This window comes from Xenorhabdus anantnagensis, from assembly GCF_028598555.1.
GTDB classification, from domain to species: domain Bacteria; phylum Pseudomonadota; class Gammaproteobacteria; order Enterobacterales; family Enterobacteriaceae; genus Xenorhabdus; species Xenorhabdus anantnagensis.
The window spans coordinates 292647-314464 of record NZ_JAQRFN010000002.1 but is presented as its reverse complement, the minus strand read 5'-3'; the positions used below and the strand labels follow the sequence as shown (position 1 = coordinate 314464).

The 21818-nt window shown below is 41.0% G+C and carries 21 protein-coding genes and 3 pseudogenes; 18 read left to right on the top strand and 6 right to left on the bottom strand.

Going from position 1 to position 21818, the window contains the following annotated elements:
• Nucleotides 1–857: 857 nt before the first annotated feature.
• From PSI14_RS03090 to PSI14_RS03080, 3 genes are all read right to left on the bottom strand, one after another.
• Nucleotides 858–1742 (bottom strand): IS982 family transposase, encoded by an 885-nt coding sequence (locus PSI14_RS03090; protein WP_273574346.1) that lies wholly within the window; start codon nt 1740–1742, stop codon nt 858–860.
• Nucleotides 1743–2187: 445 nt separating this feature from the next.
• Nucleotides 2188–2604, bottom strand: coding sequence for a YopJ family acetyltransferase (locus PSI14_RS03085; RefSeq protein WP_503016449.1), 417 nt, complete (start codon nt 2602–2604; stop codon nt 2188–2190).
• On the bottom strand, nt 2601–3062 hold the full coding sequence (locus tag PSI14_RS03080) for a YopJ family acetyltransferase (protein WP_273574344.1): 462 nt from the start codon (nt 3060–3062) through the stop codon (nt 2601–2603). Before PSI14_RS03080 ends, PSI14_RS03085 begins: the two co-directional genes overlap by 4 nt.
• 435 nt (nt 3063–3497) lie before the next feature.
• Between PSI14_RS03080 and PSI14_RS03075 the strand changes: the two are divergent.
• The 7 genes and pseudogenes from PSI14_RS03075 (at nt 3498) to PSI14_RS03045 (ending at nt 9391) form a co-directional block, all read left to right on the top strand.
• Nucleotides 3498–4649 (top strand): annotated as a pseudogene (locus tag PSI14_RS03075) (phage major capsid protein).
• A gap of 44 nt (nt 4650–4693) precedes the next feature.
• A complete protein-coding gene (locus tag PSI14_RS03070) occupies nt 4694–5200 on the top strand; it encodes an HK97 family phage prohead protease (protein ID WP_273574343.1) in 507 nt (168 codons plus the stop codon).
• Nucleotides 5201–5290: 90 nt separating this feature from the next.
• Entirely contained in the window at nt 5291–6175 is an 885-nt protein-coding gene (locus tag PSI14_RS03065; RefSeq protein WP_273574342.1) for an IS982 family transposase, read from the top strand.
• A 524-nt stretch (nt 6176–6699) separates the two neighbouring features.
• Nucleotides 6700–7032 (top strand): annotated as a pseudogene (locus PSI14_RS03060) (phage integrase N-terminal domain-containing protein); the annotation flags it as partial.
• Nucleotides 7033–7104: 72 nt separating this feature from the next.
• The gene (locus PSI14_RS03055; RefSeq protein ID WP_273574341.1) at nt 7105–7365 is read left to right on the top strand and encodes a helix-turn-helix domain-containing protein; all 261 of its coding nucleotides are present in this window, start codon (nt 7105–7107) and stop codon (nt 7363–7365) included.
• Between the two features lie 396 nt (nt 7366–7761).
• Complete coding sequence (locus PSI14_RS03050) at nt 7762–8982, top strand: tyrosine-type recombinase/integrase (protein WP_273574340.1); 1221 nt, start codon at nt 7762–7764, stop codon at nt 8980–8982.
• Nucleotides 8983–9112: 130 nt separating this feature from the next.
• Entirely contained in the window at nt 9113–9391 is a 279-nt protein-coding gene (locus PSI14_RS03045) for a helix-turn-helix transcriptional regulator (protein WP_273574339.1), read from the top strand.
• Between the two features lie 195 nt (nt 9392–9586).
• Here PSI14_RS03045 and PSI14_RS03040 read toward each other — a convergent pair whose 3' ends face one another.
• The gene (locus PSI14_RS03040; RefSeq protein ID WP_273574338.1) at nt 9587–9769 is read right to left on the bottom strand and encodes a YlcI/YnfO family protein; all 183 of its coding nucleotides are present in this window, start codon (nt 9767–9769) and stop codon (nt 9587–9589) included.
• 242 nt (nt 9770–10011) lie between these two features.
• Between PSI14_RS03040 and PSI14_RS03035 the strand changes: the two genes are divergently transcribed.
• The 3 genes from PSI14_RS03035 (at nt 10012) to PSI14_RS03025 (ending at nt 13928) form a co-directional block, all read left to right on the top strand.
• Entirely contained in the window at nt 10012–10422 is a 411-nt protein-coding gene (locus tag PSI14_RS03035; protein WP_273574337.1) for a hypothetical protein, read from the top strand.
• Between the two features lie 2 nt (nt 10423–10424).
• Complete coding sequence (locus PSI14_RS03030) at nt 10425–12839, top strand: primase-like DNA-binding domain-containing protein (protein WP_273574336.1); 2415 nt, start codon at nt 10425–10427, stop codon at nt 12837–12839.
• Nucleotides 12840–13448: 609 nt separating this feature from the next.
• A complete protein-coding gene (locus PSI14_RS03025) occupies nt 13449–13928 on the top strand; it encodes an Hcp family type VI secretion system effector (protein ID WP_187653758.1) in 480 nt (159 codons plus the stop codon).
• On the opposite strand, the gene PSI14_RS03020 is transcribed toward PSI14_RS03025, so the two are convergent.
• Both PSI14_RS03020 and PSI14_RS03015 read right to left on the bottom strand, forming a co-directional pair.
• Nucleotides 13925–14341 (bottom strand): hypothetical protein, encoded by a 417-nt coding sequence (locus PSI14_RS03020; RefSeq protein ID WP_273574335.1) that lies wholly within the window; start codon nt 14339–14341, stop codon nt 13925–13927. The genes PSI14_RS03025 and PSI14_RS03020 overlap by 4 nt on opposite strands.
• Nucleotides 14334–15020, bottom strand: coding sequence for a hypothetical protein (locus tag PSI14_RS03015; protein ID WP_273574334.1), 687 nt, complete (start codon nt 15018–15020; stop codon nt 14334–14336). Before PSI14_RS03015 ends, PSI14_RS03020 begins: the two co-directional genes overlap by 8 nt.
• A gap of 532 nt (nt 15021–15552) precedes the next feature.
• Here PSI14_RS03015 and PSI14_RS03010 point away from each other — a divergent pair.
• The 8 genes and pseudogenes from PSI14_RS03010 (at nt 15553) to PSI14_RS02975 (ending at nt 21681) form a co-directional block, all read left to right on the top strand.
• A complete protein-coding gene (locus tag PSI14_RS03010) occupies nt 15553–16707 on the top strand; it encodes a phage major capsid protein (RefSeq protein ID WP_273574333.1) in 1155 nt (384 codons plus the stop codon).
• Nucleotides 16708–16725: 18 nt separating this feature from the next.
• Entirely contained in the window at nt 16726–17274 is a 549-nt protein-coding gene (locus PSI14_RS03005; protein WP_273574332.1) for an HK97 family phage prohead protease, read from the top strand.
• A pseudogene (locus PSI14_RS03000) lies at nt 17274–18495 on the top strand (phage portal protein). Before PSI14_RS03005 ends, PSI14_RS03000 begins: the two are co-directional and overlap by 1 nt.
• Nucleotides 18492–18827 carry a phage head closure protein gene (locus tag PSI14_RS02995; protein ID WP_099115757.1) on the top strand — a complete coding sequence of 112 codons (336 nt, stop codon included), beginning with the start codon at nt 18492–18494 and terminating at the stop codon, nt 18825–18827. The pseudogene PSI14_RS03000 and the gene PSI14_RS02995 overlap by 4 nt, the downstream one beginning before the upstream one ends.
• Complete coding sequence (locus PSI14_RS02990; RefSeq protein ID WP_273574331.1) at nt 18824–19126, top strand: head-tail connector protein; 303 nt, start codon at nt 18824–18826, stop codon at nt 19124–19126. Before PSI14_RS02995 ends, PSI14_RS02990 begins: the two co-directional genes overlap by 4 nt.
• Nucleotides 19126–19551, top strand: coding sequence for an HNH endonuclease signature motif containing protein (locus PSI14_RS02985; protein WP_273574330.1), 426 nt, complete (start codon nt 19126–19128; stop codon nt 19549–19551). The genes PSI14_RS02990 and PSI14_RS02985 overlap by 1 nt, the downstream gene beginning before the upstream one ends.
• A gap of 118 nt (nt 19552–19669) precedes the next feature.
• Nucleotides 19670–20023 carry a phage terminase small subunit P27 family gene (locus PSI14_RS02980; RefSeq protein ID WP_273574329.1) on the top strand — a complete coding sequence of 118 codons (354 nt, stop codon included), beginning with the start codon at nt 19670–19672 and terminating at the stop codon, nt 20021–20023.
• Complete coding sequence (locus tag PSI14_RS02975; protein WP_273574328.1) at nt 20020–21681, top strand: terminase large subunit; 1662 nt, start codon at nt 20020–20022, stop codon at nt 21679–21681. The genes PSI14_RS02980 and PSI14_RS02975 overlap by 4 nt, the downstream gene beginning before the upstream one ends.
• The last annotated feature ends 137 nt before the right edge of the window (nt 21682–21818 follow it).

Genomic DNA, 21818 nt, shown 5'->3' with positions numbered 1-21818 from the left:
TGTTTTTTAATCAAATTTTATTGATTTGGATTATATAAAAACATTTAAACATTTTAATTGATTATTGTGGTTGATTTGCCAAGTTTTCATTAAAAATATTACTTATTGTTACCTTTTCTACTAAATGGGCTTTTAATTTATCTAAAATTGGAGTTCATTCGTACTTTCGAGATTATTTAAAATGAAGGAGATATCTCGTTTAATAAAAGGTGATTTGTTATATTTTTCAAGTAAAAACAAATAGATAAGTTTTTTATGGATCGGCTTGGATACTTTTTGAAAAGCGATATATTTTTTTATTTTGCGATTTATCTATGAATAATCATCAAATTGAGGGAGTTTTTTGCTGTATAAGCCAATAATGAGGTGATTTCTCTCTGAGATATTTCAAATCGCAAAGTACATATGTATATGTATTTTTACAACACGTTATTTGATTTGTTCTTTTTGTGGATGCCAAACGAGATCTGATTAAGCTAAAAATTTTAATAAATTCATGCTGGGGGAGACTATGCACTTGCAATGATGCAAGTAATGGCAAAATAGCGTCCAGTGCAATTTGCCCGGGTACTCACGGACGATTTTGTAACAACTTCTCCTTTCTCAAAACGGCCAGCCATACCAGATAAATACAACAGGTCTATGTTCGTAGCTCAGTAATTGTTGATACGTTATTAACGTCAACGTGTTGTGTAACGGATTTTTCTTATTCTCTATCACCGAGCGGGAATTTTTTAATATCAATAGGTTATATTCATATTTATAGCTTTATGAAAATTTAAAACCTATATCATTGCCCTTGTCTGCTTCTATATCATCCAAAGCATCAGGTCATTGATTGAAAGATTAATCTAACCTCAGCTTCGTTTAAAAATAGCGATATCACAATCCCGTAAATTCAAGCTCGGTTTTTTAGGTTGGAATGTATAAGCAATTAAGCCAGCGACGATTTCCAATAAAAAACCGAGCTGACTACGGTGTCTTGAATGCTCTATCTGAGAAATGTTTTTGAGCTGATCCACGACCGTTTCTATCAAAAATCGCTTTCTCAACATCAGATTATCCCAGAGAGATAACGCTTTTGCCTTCATGTTACTCCGGACATGAGTGATTAACGTTATTCCTTCTGCTTCCAGTTCATCGCACAAGGCCTGTGACAAATCCCCTTTATCGCCATACAAACATCCTGTTAACCCTTGTACCAGTGCTTTGACGGGATGACGATCATCTTTATTTCCTGAGGTCAGCTTAACCGCTAAAAGTTCACCACAATCATTGATAACCAAATGAAGTTTAAAGCCATAAAACCAGCCTGTACGCGTTTTCCCTCGCTGTGCGACGCCCTCAAATACGCGATGACGGGGAATACGGAGGTTGTGACAAACAGCAATTTTGGTTGAATCAATAAAGGCGATCCCCTGGGTTTCAGCCTTGCGTGACGAAAAAAAAGCACATAGAGGAATGAGCGCCCTTTGCTTTAAGGTTAACATACGGGTGTAGCTGACCAACCTGGGAAAATCGGCTTTAAGATAGTGTTTGACATGCTGAATATAAAACGTTTTAAAATCACGATAATGGCTCATGTGGAATAAAATGAGGAGCGTCATCACTTCACTGAGAGAAAGGGACGCTTCGCGGCGACGTTTGAGCAAGCCATTTTCAATTAACTGTTGATGCCAGAGAGGAATAAATTTTTGGCAAAAGTCATCGACGCAGCAGTAAAGTTCTTCTAAATTAGACATGCCTGAGGATCTCCACGATTTTGTTTTCTTTGACAAAAACGTTGATCGTGCCTCAGGCACTTAGTTCCCTTCTTAAGCAAACCTCAGGTTAATTATCTGATTTCATTTAAGAACAGACGTTAATCACAATTTTATTGATGGATTTTTACTCATGTTGGAATACATAAATAATCCTGTTGTATCTTGTTTCATTCATCTGATATTTATCGGAAGTCAGATCACGGGAGACAAGGTGTCACCCATCATTTATTTATCGTTAAAAGGCAAGAAGCAAGGTCAAATTTATTTTCATCCTTGATCAAACTAACCTTATTGAATATGAATTTCACTTTAGATATGGACTTGTAACAGTAAAAAATGATTCCTCTCTCGAAATTTCCCAGTCAAAGAGGTAACTCAAGATATGGGATATTATAAACTTATCGATATCACTTACTGTTTTTAATTATTCACCAAGCCAACGTAGCGCAGCCTGTGCAAGACTAAGTCTTTTTTCTTCAATAGAGCTACTATAGGTTCGTTGTTTTTTGTCAATCATACGGGTCACTTTATGTCGATTATATCTGTCTATCAATGTCTCCCCTCCTTCCCACTTATTTACTTTTTTACTGATTTCATCAGAATGTCTTTCTAAGTAAGCATTAATTGGCTTCATTGACTGTGCATGTTTAAAAAAATCAATAGGTAATAGTTTTATTGCTTGATCAAAAAATACAACATGAGCTGTCTTTAATGCATCATCCTCAAGTACTGCTGGTGGATTAAAAGTTGCATTATTTTCTCTAATAAATTCTATTCTCTCACTAAAAAGATCTTCATGAAGACTTACAAAGTGATCACTATATTTATACATCTTTTTCAAAAAATGAAGTGAAAAAAGTAAACAATCTTCCTCACTATTTTGTATTTGGTTGTAAATATAAATTTTTTTATATTTGATATATTGTTAAGGGCGAAGTGTAATATAGAAAAAATAAATTGATTTTTCCCTAAACTTGAATCAATAAAAATGATGGAAATATTATTTTTCATATCTTTAAAAACATTGGCGGCAGCGAAGTGCGTTTTACCACCACCAGCGTTAATAATAAATCTTTTGTGTTTATTATTATCTAAACATAATTCTTTTATGTAATTAGCAAAATCATGTACATTTATAATGGAGTTATGAGCATTCATATCTGGATATCTTGCATTAAAATGGTTGAGTATTATTTTGCAATTTGATATATCCATTCTTATGTCATTGAATTGTATGTTATCTTGCTTTTTTGATTGAATTTTATCTATATATTGGTTTAACGAGTCTTGGTCATGCATTTTTCATACTCCAGTAGCCATGTGAAATATTTAATAATTATCTAATTTAATTGCTGAAAATTTTCTCAAGAAATAATTTTTCTTTCTATACTACTCATTTTTTCGGTCAAAGGAAATATTTTATAGTTATCTATACATTAATCTAAATAAGATAATAACAGGGTATGCAGTTAGTAAAAAGAGTATTAATCGTTAAAATTAAAACTATAACAATGAGTTAATGTGATTTTATATAGGAGATATTACAGAACATCTTAAAGTGTTTTTTAGAGTGTGATCTGGTAGAAGATAAAAGATATTATCTGAGATAATTATATGATTTCCTTTTCTATCCATATTATTGTGTGACTTCCCATCATGAATAGATAGCTTCATATTATTTTTCATGGTGTTAAAAATTCTTTTTTGAAAAGAATAAATTAACCATAAAACACCATGAAAAAACTACTCGAATTACGCCAACAAAAATCCGATTTAACCCATCAAATGCGCTCATTGCTTACTAAAGCAGAAGACGAAAAACGTTCTTTATCTGCCGATGAAGCCAAACAATTCGACGAAATACGCAATCAGTCTGATTCTCTGAATACGGAAATTGCTCGTTATGAGGCATTGTCTGATGAAGAACGCAATCAAGCCAAAAACCAGCCGACCAATAGCAAACTCAGCAATGATGAACTGCGCAATTATATTCTGACGGGTGAAACTCGTTCTTTATCTACAAGTGTCCCAGCAGACGGCGGTTATACCGTTATTCCAGAACTGAACAAGCAGATCATGCAGCAACTGGCTGATGAATCCGTTATGCGCCGAATCTGTGCTATCAAAACCACGCGCAGCAATGAGTATAAACAGCTTGTTTCAGTTGGTGGCGCAGCCGTAGCCCACGGAGAAGAAGGCAAGGCACGTAGTGAGACTGCTACACCCAAAATGGAAGAGGTCAGCATCAAGCTGTTTCCGATTTATGCTTATCCTAAAACTACCCAAGAGATTATCGATTTTAGCGATGTGGATATCATGGGCTGGCTGACGTCTGAGATCGCAGATACGTTTGTTGATACCGAAGAAACCGATCTTGTTAGCGGTGACGGTAGCAAAAAAGCGAAAGGCTTCCTGTCTTACCCTCGTGACACCCAAGCCGACAAGGTGCGTGATTTTGGCACATTGCAAAAGCTGGAAGCCACTACGCTTGAGGCCGATAGCCTGATTGATCTTAAGTTCCTGCTTAAGAATAAATACCGCAAGAACGCCGTGTGGGTGATGAATTCCACGACTGCCGCCCAAGTGCAGAAGCTGAAAAATGGCAATGGGGATTATATCTGGCGGGAACGTTTACAGGCGGGTGATCCCGATATGTTATAGGGCTTGCCTGTCTACTACCTTGAATTTATGCCGGATGAGGTGATTGGTCTGGGCGACTTCAAACGCGGTTATTTCATCGTTGACCACGAAACTAGTATTCGTACCCGTCCCGACAATATCACCGAGCCGGGATTTTATAAGGTACATACGGATAAATATCTGGGTGGCGGGCTGGTGGATTCCAACGCGATTAAGGTACTGGAAGTGAAAACAGCCAGTAAATAAGCAAGAGGGGCAAAACGCCCCTTTTCAGTCTTGGAGTCCATAATATGAAGAATGATTTTGAAATCCGCACCGCTTTACTTTCTGCCAGTGAAAAAAAACTCACCGGCTACGTGGTGAAATGGAACAGCCGATCCCACGTTTTATGGGATGAATTTGTTGAACAGTTTGCCCCAAATGCTTTTAGCGCCAGCTTAACTTTGGGGATTGATGTCAGGGCATTGTATGAACATGATCACATAAACCTGTTAGGCCATACCACATCGGGTACGTTGCAGCTTAGCGAAGATACCACCGGACTACGCTTCGAGTTAACCCCGCCTGATACCCAATTGGGGCGCGATGTGCTGATACTGGTTGAACGTGGTGATATTTCCGGTATGTCCTTTGGGTTCAGGGCACTGAAAGATCAGTGGGATATTGGGCAAGAACCGTATATCAGAACCGTTTTAGAAGCGGAACTGAGGGAAATCACCATCACCAGCTTGCCCGCCTACCCTGAAAGCGGGGTAGAGATTGCCAAGCGCTCGCTGAATGCCGTCAAGCCTAATTAACCCGAATTCTGGATAAGAAATTGACGAGAAGCCTGTTCCGGGAGCAAAGTTTTGGTGAACGCCGAAAACAGCTCCGGGGAGGAACAGGCTATGAATAACTTAGTTGAAATTTTCTGCGATGTCGCCGATTTTTGCCGTTTTTTCATCCCTCAGTGGACGCAGTTTTGCCTTGATAACGGATACCGTCTACGTCGCCGACAAGGTCGCATGTATCCCAGTGAAATCATGACCATTTTGATCCTCTTTCATCTGTCACATTACCGTGATTTTAAACATTTTTATCTGGCACAGATTTGGAAATATCATCACAACGATTTTCCCGCTTTGCTCAGTTATCCCCGTTTTATCAGTGTTGTCCCTTTGGTTTTGATGCCACTATGCAGTTATCTGACTCAATTAAAAGGAAAACCCACAGGCATTGCTTTTATTGATTCCACGCGTTTGCGCGTTTGTCATAACATCCGGATTCCCCGCCATAAAGTCTTTGAAGGGATAGCGCAACGAGGAAAAACCTCAATGGGTTGGTTTTACGGGTTCAAATTGCACCTGGTTATAAACCATCAGGGGGAAATTCTGGCACTTAAAGTGACGGCGGGTAATGTGGATGATCGAGAACCTGTTCGCGAATTAACAAAAGAATTAACGGGTTCTCTTTATGGTGATAAAGGTTATCTCAGCCAAGAGCTGGCTGACGATTTAGCTAAAACGGGGATCACTTTCATCACCCAAAAGCGCCGAAATATGAAAGCTCACATGCAAGCTGAATGGGATAAGATAATGTTATCAAGGCGCTTTATCATTGAGACAATTAATGGACAATTAAAAATCATTTCTCAAATAGAACACTCGCGCCACCGAAGTATAAAAGGATTTCTGTTAACTGTTTTAGGGGGTGTGATTGCTTACTGCCTTAAATTGAAAAAGCCATCACTTAAAAATTTCTACTCAGAAGACGATTTTCCAGTGATGGCTTAAGCGGAATTCGGGTTAGCTATGTCTGCTTGAGATATTCAGTGGACGGTTTCCTACACTAAACAATTAGCTTATTGCTATCGTTTGACACTTTACCTTGCGGCGTTTTTCTGTGCTTATTGGCATTTCAATGCTCGCACGACTTTTGCTGACCGTTTACGGGGCTTAAGGCGTCACTTTTTGCAGATTTACCGCTGAAAGTGACGCCGCAGCAAAAGGACAACATGGCTATTACAGGCTCACGCCTGCTTAACAGCGCGGTGCATCTGACACTGCAATTTAAGATTAAAAAAGCATCAAAAGGAGAACTTGACGATATCGAGGCTGGCTTCTTGCCGGTGGGGATGACCTGTTTATTCAGGCGGCAGTACAGCGTACTCAACCGATACCCCGCAATACCTCAACCCGCGTTCACTCTGGCGCACAGATATCCGTCAAGGACAAAGCAGGTGTTTCCTGTTTTGTCAGCATTGTCGCGCGCCAGAGATTGCATGTTGTCAGGTATAAGGTTAGGGAGAAATAAGCAGATGAGCCGATTGATTAAAGAAATGAAATTCTTCGCCCGACAAGGGGGAGGTAGCCATAAAACCTGTCATGATCGCACTCGGATTGCAGGGCGTTTGGGCGCGTTGTTATTGAGCCTGAATATTCAGGTTAAAAGTCTCAGCCATTTAAAAGCCAAGCATGTGGAACATTACGTTGATGCCCGTTTATCTCAGGGGATTGCTAAACGAACGGTACAAAATGAAATGTCTACATTGCGTAATATTTTCCGCATGGCAGGCAGGGAGAAACTGGAAACCTCACCTTGTTTGAGCAATCAGGCATTGGGATTAAGTGGAACCAGCCGAGCCGGAACGATCGTCCCCGGTACTGCAAACCCTGTCTGAATCGCCACCATCAATGATTAATTAATGGAAGGGGTAGCAGGAATGAATAACGTTAGAAATGACTGGCATCAAGCCGATATTATTGCTGCATTGCGTAAGCGTGGTACAACCTTGGCGGCTGTTTCTCGTGAAGCGGGATTGAGTTCTTCTACACTAGCAAATGTATTAAATCGTCCGTGGCCGAAAGGCGAATGGATTATTGCAGATTACCTCGGAATACACCCTTCAGAAATCTGGCCTAGTCGTTACTTTGATGCTAACGGCCAGCTCATTGAACGCAAAGTCAGAAACGTTTCCAGCTAGCGCAAATTCGATTTTAAAAAGACTTATTTCTGTGGGGTAAATTAGTGACCCCACTAACGCCTTTCTTTTTTTCACATCTTTTCTGTCTCTATGTTTTCCAATGAATTTTTATGCTGAGGATTTTTATGTGGGGTATTCGGTGGGGTACTCATAACAAAAAAAAGCACCCCCTCAAAAAGAGAAAGTGCTTTAATATCAACATGATCTAAGACTAGGATCAGTTCATGCCGTATTTTCAGTTTTTAAGTTCTCATGCTATCAAGTGTTGTTTTAAATTCAAATAAAATCAAAGTGATAGTTAAATAATATACTGTATATTGTTTCAGTGTTTATTGACGTTTACCCACTTTTACAACAAACTGTGTATAAACATTTGTATAAATATTTTGGGTGATCATGGCTAATGAACTGAATAAGCTAAGTGATAAAAAGGTTAAGGCACTTTATGGAAAACCAGTGCCTAAAATTGAGTTTGTAGCAGATGGCGCGGGGCTTAGTGCTAAAGTATCTGTAATCGGTGGCGTTAGCTGGGTTTTTACATACAGGCTAGATGGTAAGAAATTAAACCGTTTAACACTAGGGCGCTATCCTGATATGAGTCTAAAGGAAGCCAGAGAGCTACGGGATAAATGTCGTAATTGGTTAGCATCAGGCAAAGATCCAAAACTACAATTAAATCTAGAAATTCAAGAATCTCTTAAACCTGTCACGGTTCGAGATGCTTTGGAGTATTGGATTGAAAATTATGCCAAGGATAACAGAGCTAATGTTATTCGTCATATAGCGCAGCTTGAAAAACACATTTACCCCTACATAGGTGAGATGGCTTTAAGTGACTGTGAAACTCGTTATTGGCTAAAGTGTTTTGACCGTGCAAGAAATGAATCCCCTGTAGCTACTGGCTATATATTTCAAATGTGCAAGCAAGCATTGAAATTTTGCAGGGTTAGAAGATATGCAATAAGTAATGCTCTTGATGATTTAACTATTCCTGATGTTGGTAAAAAGCAAAATAAGAGAGATAGGGTATTAACTGATAAAGAATTAGGGAAATTATGGGAATCGATAAACGAAGATAAGCATATTCCCTATTATAACTATTTACTGAGAGTACTGGTTATTTTCGGCTGTCGTTCCCATGAAGCCAGATTATCAGAGTGGAAAGAATGGGATTTTGATAATTGGCTTTGGACAGTACCAAGAGAGCACACGAAAACAGATGAAAAAATAATTCGTCCAATCCCTATTTATATCAGGGTATTTATAACTGAACTGTACAATCTGAATAAAAACAGCGGTTATTTATTGGGCAAATTGAAAAAGCCAGAAGCTATTTCTCAATTTGGTCGTAACTTATGGAAAAGATTTGAACATTCCGAAGCATGGACGTTACACGATTTAAGACGAACATTTGCGACGAAGTTAAATGATATGGGAATAGCTCCGCATATTGTTGAGCAGCTATTAGGACACTCTTTGCCGGGAGTAATGGCAATTTATAACAGAAGCCAATACCTACCAGAGAAGCTAGACGCTTTAAACAAGTGGTGTGAGCGACTGGATGTATTAGCGGGAAATTATGAAAATGTGGTTATATTAAAAGCAGTTCAATCATAGGAATTAATGAGTTGGGTGATGAGCATGATAATTGTGATATATACGTAACAAATGTGGCTTTCTTTCGTAATAATTTCTATTAAGTAAAATACCCTCACAAAAACAATTAAACAGTGAGGGTAACACAACCATGCAATACAGTACTCCGACACCAGAAGAACGCCGCTCTATCCTTTCTGAATATGGTGAACCTTATGATCGTCTTATACGTGAAAAAGAACGCCAGCACATCACTTCTATTTCCAGAACGTCAGCATGGAAGCTGGAAAATGAAGGCCGTTTCCCTGCCCGTAAGCCATTAGGCCGTAATTCGTGTGCTTGGTTGCTTAGTGATCTGCTTCATTGGGTACGTAATCCGCCTACAGTAGACAATATAAATAATCCGTATAGCCGCAAGCCTGCTAATTAAAGAATAGCATCATGAAAAATTAACTGTCTTGGTTGGCAGCGGTCAAACTCATCCTAAAAACAGCTTAATTGGGAAAATAGGTAGTGTGATGGTAGATATTGGCTATAGAGATTCTTTGAAATTCAGCAATCATCAATTTGATAAACAACCCTCTCTAAGAGGGTTAGTTAACAATCACAGTTATTACTGGTTGGTTCAGATTTTAGGCTTTATTCCTAAAGTTAGGAGTTTTTCGCGGCAAGCATCTTTAACCCATGCGCTAAAGTTACCTTTTCCTGCAACAAAATCTATTTGTGACAGTAGGTCATCTTCGAATCGAATATGTTTCATTGTGCTGCTTGAACGATCAAATGATTTTTTTTCTTTTTTCTCTTGCATTGGTAACTACCATCTTTATAATAAACGTGAATATGGTAACTACCATATCTTGTTAAAGCAATCTTTGATTGAAAATATAACAATGCCTCGTAGTGCTGGAACACCGACGAGGCATCTAACAACCAACGATAGTAATAGTATCGAGGTAGCTATGTATCAATATACCTTTCTAATCGGAAAGGGCAAAGCCCGTTTACCTAAAATCTTTCCTATGCGCCTTACCTCCGTTCAGGGGGTAAATCATGAGCAATAAACCTATCTCACTAAAACAGGCGCTGCATCGTGCAAGTCTGGGTATTTCACTTTTCACGTTCATTACCCAAAAAGCCAAAGATGAACGCTGCGAAACCAACTTAAATAACTTGACTGTATTGGCACACGGCATTCATCAGGAGGTTTATCGCGACTTGTCGATACATGTCCCACAGAATCCAGTGAATAAATTAGTTAATTGCCTTATACGCCGGGAAAGAGATCCATTAGGGCAATCCTCGTTTCGTGCAGGTTTATGCACCTCTTTGTATGAGGTTATTCTTGAGCAGGCCAGCCAGCATTGCTCGGAAGAGTTACATGATTTGCTTTCGTTGGCCTGTGATATCAATCAGGAAGTTTACCATGCGCTTTATGCGGCGGTTAATGGTGAGGACGAGTGATTATGAGTCAGGAAAACAATAACCCAAAAAACCGTCCGATTGACTTTATCCGTGCAGTAAAACAATCCGCAGTCAGTCATTGGCAAAACTTGTTGCCAGCCTGTGGTGTTGATGTTCCGGCAAAAGGTAAACATGGTGCTTGCCCGATATGCGGCGGTACTGACCGCTTTCACTTTATCGATGATAACCATCATGGTGACTGGCATTGTCGCCAATGTGATGCGCCGAATCATGGTGATGGGCTGGATTTAGTGGCAAGAACCAACGGGATCACAGTCGTTGCCGCCGCTAAGTTGGTAGCTGACGCGCTGGCACTTCCTTTACCTGAACCCAAGTCCACCAAAGAACAGCCCCGAACAGCGAAACCTATTGCTGAACGTATCGTAACAATGCTCGCTACAGCTATTACGGGCGAATCTCAATATCTGATGAAAAAGGGGCTGCAATGCCCCAATCAGCGGTTATTGAAAGATGGCTCTTTATTACTGGTGGTTCAAACGCTGGACGGCACGATCACAGGCGCACAAGCCATCAAGCCGAACGGTGAAAAACGCCTTGTTACAGGCACGCAGAAAAAAGGTAGTTTTATTCCCGTTTCAGAGATTACCGGAACGCCCGATACTTTCATTATTGCTGAGGGTTACGCCACGGCGTTAACGGTCAGCCAGCTACATGAGGGTGTGGTACTGGCGGCGATTGATGAAAGTAATTTACTCACGGTTGCCGAACAGGTCAGAACCCAGTGGCCAGATGCGAAAATTATTCTTGCTGCTGATAACGATTGGCACGAACCGGAAGAGCGGGACAAAAATGGTAGGTTAAAAAAGAACGTCGGTAAGATAGCGGCAGAAAAGGCCGCTATAGCGATTAATGGATGGGTCACGCTACCGCCTACGGCATTGAAATCTGACTGGGACGATTATCGCCAGCGTCACGGCATTGAGGCAGCAAAACAGGCATTCAGCAACGGGTTATATCAGGTGGGAGAGAAAAAACTCATGGAAGCAGAAGCGGTGATTATCCACGAAACGAAGCCCAAAAAAGCCAATAACAATCTGGCACAAATGGCAGCCAGTCAGCGCGGGGCACTATTGGTTGAGCGGTACGGCAAAGTGGCAGTTAATCCTGATAGCGAAATGGTTTACCACTATAACGGTACAACATGGGAAACCGTGTCGGATAATGAGCTGCGCCGCGCAATGGTGGCAATTTTTGACCAGCACGAAACCCCTTACAGCCCGAACGGGATCAATAACGCTATCTATGCCATGAAATTACAAGTGCCGGTTATCGGGGAACAACGCCAGGATTTAATCGGGTTCCGTAATGGTGTGTATGATTTATCGGCTCAACAGTTTACCCTGCACCAGCCGGAACATTGGTTAATGAATCATAACGGTATTGCATTCACCCCGCCTGTTGTCGGTGAAAATTTACCAGACCATGCCCCAGATTTTTATCGCTGGTTATCCCATGCGGCGGGAAGTAATGAAAACAAGATGAATCGCATTAAAGCAGCTCTGTTTATGATCTTGGCAAACCGTTACGACTGGCAGTTATTTATTGAAGTGACGGGTGAAGGTGGCAGCGGCAAAAGTATCTTTACCTATATCGCCACTTTATTGGCAGGAGAGCACAATACTGCCAGTGGCAATATGCGGGCACTGGATGAGGCGAGAGGCCGTTATCAGTTTGTCGGGAAGAGCCTGATTACGCTGCCCGATCAGGTTAAATATGTCGGTGAGGGTGCTGGCATTAAGGCGATTACTGGCGGTGATTTGATTGAAGTGGACGGAAAATATGAGAAGCAATTTTCTACGGTCATTAAGGCCGTGGTATTAGCCACCAATAACGAACCAATGAGTTTTACAGAGCGTAATGGCGGTATTGCACGGCGGCGGGTGATATTCCCGTTTAACATTCCGGTCAAAGAGTCAGAGAAAGATCCACACTTACCGGAGAAAATCAGTCGGGAACTGCCCGTCATAATCCGCCATTTATTAAACGAATTTGCCGACCAGAACAAAGCTAAAAAGCTGCTACAGGCACAACGCGATTCTAACGAAGCATTAACGGTGAAAAGCAATTCCGATCCGTTGTATCGATTTTGTGGTTATCTGGTAACCGTCAATGATGCAACTGGGATGAAGATGGGCACTAAGAACATTAGCCCACGAGCGCCGAGGTTGTATCTGTATCATGCTTATCTTTCCTTTATGGAAGCACATGGCTTTGAACGCCCGTTAACACTGACCAAGTTCGGCGAATCGCTCCCCAAAATTATGCTGGAATACAAAAAGGAGTATCGGAAAGTACGAACCAAGAAAGGTTACTCTTATAACGTTGAGTTATCGGAAGAAGCCGAAGAGTGGTTGCCGTCATTGCCTGAATGCCGAGGCTTTAAATCCCCACTATAAACTTTTTGGGCTTAAGTCTGCATTCCATACATCATTTTAAATATCTATCTGTATTTAAAAGAAAATAATAGATGTATAGTTATTTCTTAGCTATACATCAAATATACATTCTCTTCATTAGGATAAAAAAGGGTGAACAGGGGATACAGTCAGTGAATATCATATTAATTACTGCAAACCCAGATGTAGCAAGGCTTTGAGAAGAATGTGCAGAGGGTGCATAACTAAGAGGATGAAAAAGATTTATAGGGGGCTATCTCTGGTAGGAAGACTAAATTTCCTAATTTTAAGTGATCATTGTTCTTGTTTAAGAGAGTAATTAGCGCATAAAAATATTTTTATGTCTTGATATACATCAACACATAATTAAAATTATCAGTTTAAATAACTCACTAAGAACTATCTGAAAAAATATTATTTCATATAATAATTATCAAAATCACTCAAAGTAATATATAACTCTTGTTAAGTTATAGTGTTTTTGATTTCTAAGTTATATTTTTTATCATTGTCATTTTGTTTTATAGTAAATTATGAATTCGGCTATTGACAAATAAGAGAATAGTTATATATTTCGGATTGAATAAATAACAAACACAAGGAAAGGAAATGGCTAACATTATTTACATGACCTTAAACGGCAAAAAGCAAGGGTTGATATCAGCAGGTTGTTCAACCTATGATTCAATAGGTAATAAATATCAAGAAGAAAATAAAGATAAAATATTGGTTTACTCTATAGATCACGATATCAGTAGAGAACAGAATGTAAATCACCAACCTATAATAATAACAAAGCCAATAGATAAATCATCGCCATTATTAGGAGTTTCAATATCAAATAATGAGCATTTAGATTGTCTGCTTGATATATATAGGAATAGTTCAGCCGGGGGATTAGAAAAATTTTACTCTATCAAATTAACGAATGCCACTATAAAAAACATCTCTAGCCATTATCCTAATTCACTAAGCCATAATGATATGCAACCATATGAAAGTATAACAATTTCATATGATAGCATAACATGGACACATCACATCGCTGGCACATCAGGCTACAGTATAAGAGAAGAGAATGTATTTTAATTCTTCTCAACTAAAAACAAAATGGTACGGTCAGTATCATTTTGTTTTATCTGTATAAACAAATTCCCTTTACTCCAAGATTCGCTTCCATTTGTATTCCAATATGCGTTTATATCTTTTATATAACCTAATTTTTCAATATAATTTATTAATTCTACTTTACTATTTGGATTTACATTTGAAAATAGAATTGAATTAGCCATTGGTTTTACACCATCTGGTGAATCATAGGATATAATGTAATCATTTGAAATAATAGGAATGTTTTTAACTTCATTAAAGGTAAATAAATTATACTTAATAAAGTCATTTTTTGTATATGAAAAATGATTATCTACAAATAAAATAGGGATAGTAAAAATCAGCCCTAAAAAAAACAGAGCTATAAATGTAATTTTAATAATCTTATTCAAGTTCAATCCCCACATCTCTTACTGCATGTATGTTATATCCTGTTCTATCTTCAATATGTATTAGCAAATGACTCCTATCTATATCAGTGATCGGGGATATAGTATTAAGAAATGTAGGTAAGGAAGAATAATATGGTCTAGCATTATTAGGGTATTTTTTGGGATCAGGGAACAATAAAGGCTTAAACATTTTATTTTTATACTTTCCTATAGCGCCATAATAATCCCATCTTTTTAGTGCATCTTCTTTACTTATAGGTTGAAGCTGAGGTAAATAATCAATTCCGTTTATAGCCTGATAAAAACCAAGTAGATTTGAAACTAAATCCTCACCACTGTACCCACTATCTGTATACCAATTAAAGGGAAATGAATCTTGATGCGCTTCAAATAGATGAGTGGTATACATCATAATAGTAAGTGCAACTCTCTTTTTATCATTTAAAGATAATCCTCTTCTAACCCTCCATCTTGTTATTTTAGATGTGCCATATTTTAATCCAAGACCCATGTATTGTGTGTATTTAATGGTAAAGTATGATTCCTTAGTATCATCACCTGAGTTTATAGCAATCATTAACATTCTGGCATCATTACCTTTTGAATGCCCAGTATCTACCCACCCTAATTTTTCGGTATAAACTAACCGTCCTTCTATGACATCACTTCTACTACTCATGAAAACTCCTGTAATTTAGTTAAGTACGCCATAAAATTTTAGGTATATGATAATACGCAAAATTATTAAGTTACTGTCTATAGAAACGTTTTAACAAGAAGTTACTATTTTATTACCTGACACCAAACAATAAATTTCTATAGAGTATAGATAATATAATTACATAGTAGATTAGTAAATCCCAATCTCACTTTTTAGTAAGTGACGTATTTTAAATATAAATTCACTCTAAGCATCAGTCTTTATCAAAAATATTAAATAAGACTAGTTTTAAATGGTGATTATAAGTTTCAAAAACTACTAGCTTTGCATTATTACCTAATATTTACTTTCCAGTAATAAAATATTCATTAATATTGGTAAAATTTAATTACATTATTATTGCCTAAGTAAAAATATCTTACACAAAATTAATTTCTAAATTAGGTGTGAAATGATAGTTGTGTGCTTACTCAACAGAGTCAGAATCCTTTCATTACTTATCATAGTGTTAAAAAATTATTTATTGGAAAAATAAATAAATCAAAAGCACATGAAAAAATTACTCGAACTACGCCAACAAAAAGCCGATTTAACCCAACAAATGCGTTCGCTGCTTACCAAAGCCGAAGATGAAAAACGCTCACTTAATGCGGATGAAGCGAAACAGTTTGACGAGCTGCGCACTCAGTCCGATGCACTCAATACAGAAATCGCCCGTTATGAGGCGTTATCGGATGAAGAACGCAATCAGACCAATCAGACCAAGAAGCAGCCGATCAATAAAACACTCAGCAATGACGAGCTGCGTCACTATATTCTGACTGGCGAAACCCGCACCTTATCCACGGGCGTTCCGTCTGATGGCGGCTATACCGTTATCCCAGAACTGAACAAGCAAATCATGCAGCAACTGGCTGATGAGTCGGTCATGCGCCGGATTTGTACGATTAAGACCACGCGCAGCAATGAATATAAACAGCTTGTTTCGGTCGGCAGCGCAGCCGTTGCCCACGGGGAAGAAGGCAAGGAGCGTAGTGAGACTGCGACACCAAAGATGGAAGAAGTCAGCATCAAACTATTTCCTATCTATGCCTACCCCAAAACCACACAGGAAATTATCGACTTTAGTGATGTGGATATTTTAGGCTGGCTGACTGCTGAGATCGCAGATACTTTCGTTGATACCGAAGAAACAGATCTGGTTAGCGGTGACGGTAGCAAAAAAGCGAAAGGCTTTTTGTCTTATCTCCGTGACACCCAAGCTGACAAGGTACGCGCATTTGGTACGCTGCAAAAGCTGGAAGTTACCAGTCTTGAAGCTGATAGCCTGATTGACCTGAAATTCCTGCTAAAGAACAAATATCGTAAAAATGCGGTGTGGGTGATGAATTCCACAACTGCCGCGCAAGTTCAAAAGCTGAAAAATGGTAATGGCGATTATATCTGGCGGGAGCGTTTACAGGCAGGTGATCCCGATATGTTATTGGGCTTACCTGTCCATTATCTCGAATTCATGCCGGATAACATCATTGCTCTGGGTGACTTCAAACGCGGTTACTTCATCGTTGACCATCAAACGGGCATTCGTACTCATCCTGACAATATCACCGAGCCGGGATTTTATAAGGTACATACCGATAAATATCTGGGCGGTGGGCTGGTGGACTCCAACGCAATCAAGGTGCTGGAAATCAAATCCTATTGATAATCTTGGAGTTTATCGATGAAGAATGATTTTGAAATCCGTACCGCTTCATTATCTGCCAATGATAAGAAACTGACAGGCTATGTGATTAAGTGGAACAGCCGATCACATATCTTGTGGGATGAGTTTGTAGAACAATTCGCCCCTAACGTCTTTAGCGCCAGTTTAGCGGCAAGTGCTGATATCAGGGCACTTTATGAACATGATCATATGAACCTGTTAGGCCGCACTACGTCCGGTACATTGCAACTTAGTGAAGATACCACCGGATTACGTTTCGAACTCACCCCGCCTGATACGCAGCTAGGACGCGATGTGCTGACACTGGTTGAGCGGGGTGATATTGCCGGAATGAGTTTTGGATTCAGAGCAATAAAAGATCAATGGGATACAAGTCAAGAGCCGTATATCAGAACTGTCTTAGAAGCTGAATTACGAGAAATTACGATCACTAGCTTACCTGCTTATCCTGAAAGCGGCGTAGAGATCGCCAAACGTTCGCTAAATGCGGTGAAGCCCTGCAATGCGGATTTGTATCATTACTGGCTGCGACTGTCTGAGGTGTGATGATGTGGCCTTTTACGCGCAAAGCCCCGGAAACCCGGAACATGAGCATTGATGAGCTACTTTCTCTGGCAGGTATTCCCAATACGAAATCCGGTGAGTATGTTTCACCCTCAACCGCCGAAAGCCTGCCTGCTGTGATGAATGCTGTTACCGTCATTAGTGAAGCAGTAGCAACAATGCCCTGTTATCTCTATCGAGTGAAAAATAGTCACGGCACAAGAGTCCCGAGAGTGGTTAAGTGATCATCCAGTTGATTACCTGCTCAATGAATGCCCGAACGATTGCCAAACACCGTTTCAGTTTAAGCGAACGCTGATGCGCCATTGTCTGTTGAATGGCAATGCGTATGCAGTCATAGTCTGGGGCAAAGATGGTCAGCCACAATCATTACACCCTTACCAGCCGTCAGCCGTGGTAGCGCAACGATTATCCGATCATCGGTTTGCTTACACCATCACCGAACCCTATAGCGGCAAGATCAGAATCTATTTACAGGAAGAAGTGTTGCATTTGCGTTATGCCACCGAAGATGGTTTTTTTGGGCGTTCCCCTGTCACGATTTGCCGTGAAACACTGGGTTTAGGGCTGGCACAGCAGCGCCACGGGGCAAGCATTATGAAAGAGGGCATGATGGCAGCGGGCGTGATTAAAGCCACTGACTGGCTAGATGGCATCAAGGGCAGTAAGGCACTGGAAGCCCTCGAACGTTATAAAGGTGCTCGCAATGCAGGCAAAACGCCCATTCTTGAAGGTGGGATGGAATACCAGCAATTGGGAATGAGCAACCAGGATGCGGAGTGGTTGGCCTCCCGCCGTTTCACTATTGAAGATATCGCCCGCATGTTCAATGTCAGCCCGATCTTTCTGCAAGAGTATTCGAACAGTACCTACAGTAACTTTAGCGAAGCCTCACGTGCGTTTCTGACGATCACCATGCGCCCGTGGCTTGCCAATTTCGAGCAGCAAATCAAATCCGCTTTGCTGATGAACTCACCAAAACAAGGCATTCGCTACCAAGTTGAATTCGACACCGCCGATTTACTGCGCGCCAATCCGAAAGAACGCTTCCAGAGTTATGAGACGGCGATTAAATCCGGTGTGATGTGCCCGAATGAAGCCCGCGAACGGGAAGGATTATCGCCCCGTGCCGGTGGCGATGAATTCAGTCAGGCATGGAAGCAAACCGTGGAAATCAAACAAGACAAGGAGAGTAACGAATGAGAGCAGGCAGATTACGGCATCGGGTGACAATTCGAAAAAATGAAGCCAGTCGGGGTAAATTTGGTGAAGTACTCAACAACTGGGTAGATTTAGCCACGGTCTGGGCAGAAGTCAAAGCGATTAGCGGGCGGGAGCTGGTGGCCTCCGGCGCCGTGTTTTCAGAAGCCACCGTGCGTATCTGGCTGCGTTATCGTGCTGATGTGACCACAGCGAACAGCATTACCTTTCACGGAGCGAACACGACGGGCACAGCTTTTAGCATTATGGCGGTCATCCCCGATGCGAAATACACCCGCCTAGAGTTGCTTTGCAAGGGAGGGATATTCCGATGAGCCGGATTGAAATTCCCCTGAGTGAAATTAAACAGCATTGCCGACTGGAAGAAGATCACACCCTTGATGATGCCCTATTAACGGGTTATGCCGCCGCAGCGCTGGAAGTCTGCCAGCAACATATTGGTAAGCGGTTCGGTGATGGTCTGGATTTTACCCCAGCGATTAAAGTCGGTTGCCTGCTCTATATCGGCTTGCTGTATGAGAATCGGGAAATGGCAACGGATGTTGAACTGAAAGAAGTGCCCTTTACTATTAAATCGTTATGGTCTGTCTATCGTGATATGGGGATCTACTGATGCCGTGGCAACCGTTAAGACGTTGTAGCTATCCCAGTTGTAAGCAACGGGTAAAGTCTGGTCGCTGTGAGGAACATCGGCGGGAACAGAACGGGCAGCGCGGTACACGTACCGAACGTGGCTACAGTAACCGGTGGGGACGTTATCGACTGCAATACCTGAAAGCCTATCCCTTATGTGCCCATTGTCTCAAACAAAACAGTTACACACCCTCCACCATTGTGGATCACATTATCCCAATTAATAGTGATAGTGATGTGTTGTTCTGGCCTGCATCTAATCATCAAGCACTATGCCATGCCTGCCATAATCGTAAGACCGTCCAGACAGACCCCATCACCAAAGCCAAGCGCAAACAAGGTTCTTATCGGGAGCAGGAAGCAGAAGCGGCACGGTTGGTTAACTTCGGAATAATAACAAACTGAAATAACGGAGTGGGGGTATCAAAAATGACAAACACCCCTCTGAACGGAACCGCCCCCTCCTTCAATTTTTACGCACGGCAATTTTTTTGAAAATAAATCACAAGGAACAGAGAACATTATGGCAAGAGCACCCAAACCGCCCACTTATTTAAATGAGATTGCCACCAGTCAATGGAGAGCCAAAGGTAAAATCTTAAGCGAGCGGGAAGATTTGAACGCCGCCGACTGGAACAACTTAGAACTGTACTGTGTCAACTACGCCATTTACCGAAAAGCGGTGGCAGACCTTGATATCAGAGGCTTTAGCATTGTGAACAGTCAGGGCAGTGAAAGCCGTAATCCATCATTGAGCGCCAAAGCTGATGCGGAAAAAATCATGATAAAAATGTCTTCATTACTGGGTTTTGATCCGGTATCACGGCGGAAAAATCCGGTGGAAACGGAAGAAGAGGACGAGCTAGACCGACTATGAACGCATGGGAACAATACGCTTTTGATATCGAAAACGGCACAATTCCGGCCTGTAAGCGGGTAAAACAGGCGGTGAAACGTTATTTTAACGACCTTAATAACCCATTTTATCTATTTGATTCGGAGGTGGTAACGCAGTTTATTGCCTTTTCCCGTTACTGTCCGCACGTCAAAGGCCATTTGCGGGGCAAACCGATTATTCTGGAGCCGTGGCAGCAGTTCGCGTTTGCTAATCTGTTCGGTTTCAAAGTCAAAGCGACCGGACGTCGAAAATACCGCAGTGCTTACATTCAAGTGCCGCGCAAAAATGCCAAGTCTACGGTTGCCGCGATACTGGCTAACTGGTTTCTCGTGATGGAGCCAGGCCAGCAGGATATTTACACCGCCGCTGTGAGCCGTGATCAGGCGCGTATTGTATTCGATGATGCCCGCCAGATGTGCCTGTTATCAAAGCCGCTGAAAAAACGGGTGACTATCCAGCAACACAAAGTGAATTACCCGAAGAGTAACAGCCTGTTAAAACCACTGGCAGCCAAAGCTGCCACGATTGAGGGTACAAACCCTTCTCTTGCTATTGTCGATGAATATCATTTACACCCTGATAACGCTGTGTACTCTGCCCTTGAGCTGGGAATGGGCGCACGTCCCGAAGGTATTTTGTTTGCCATCACCACGGCAGGCAGTAACGTAATCTCTGCCTGTAAACAGCATTATAATTATTGTTGCCAGATACTGGATGGCGAGGAGCAAAACGCATCATTGTTTGCCTTGATTTATGAGTTGGACAACGAAAATGAGATTGATGATGAAAGCCTTTGGATAAAGGCCAATCCCAATCTGAATATTTCCGTGGATAGCGCTGCTTTACATGACACTATCCAGAAAGCACGGGGCATTCCCTCACAATGGACAGAGATGTTAACCAAACGCTTTAATATCTGGTGTCAGGGCGAAACACCGTGGATGGGTGAAGGTGCATGGAAAGCCTGCCAACTCGACTATGACGAAAACAACCTGAAAGGCTTGGAGTGTTACGCCGGATTAGATTTATCCTCAACAGGCGATATCACCAGTATTTGCTATACGTTCCCCGTGGGTAATGAACTGTTATTGCTGACCCGCCATTACCTACCCGAAGCCCAGTTACAAAACCCCGCCAATAAGAATCGGGCAATCTACCGTCAATGGGTACAAATGGGCTGGATACGCACCACGCAAGGCGATTGCATTGATTATGATCGTATCCGTGATGATATTCTCAAAGACAGCCAGCACTTTGATATCAAACTGGTGGGTTTTGATACATGGAACGCCACACACCTACGCACTCAATTACAGGGCGCAGGCTTAGACGTTGAGCCGTTCCCGCAAACCTATATGCGTTTTAGTCCGGTAGCCAAATCCGCTGAGGTGTTTGTTAACCGCAAAATCATTCGTAATAACGGCGATCCGGTGCTTGCTTGGGCGATAGCCAATGTCGTGATGGAAACCGATTCTAACGCAAATATCAAGCCGAATAAAAATAAATCTGCGAATAAAATCGATCCTGCAATTGCGTTTTTGATGAGTTTTGGCACATGGCAGATTGAGCATGAAGAGTTTGCGTTTAGTCTTAGTGATGAGCAACAACAGCGACTGGATGGCTTTGATGGAATTTAGATAACTAATTGATTTTTTTTAATACCTATGCTGGTTAGGAATTAATGAAATCAAATGCTCAGAAGGTTAGATATCACACTTTTATTTGTATTAGTCGCTACTCTTATCTAACAATCAGCTATGGGCGAAGAGCAGAC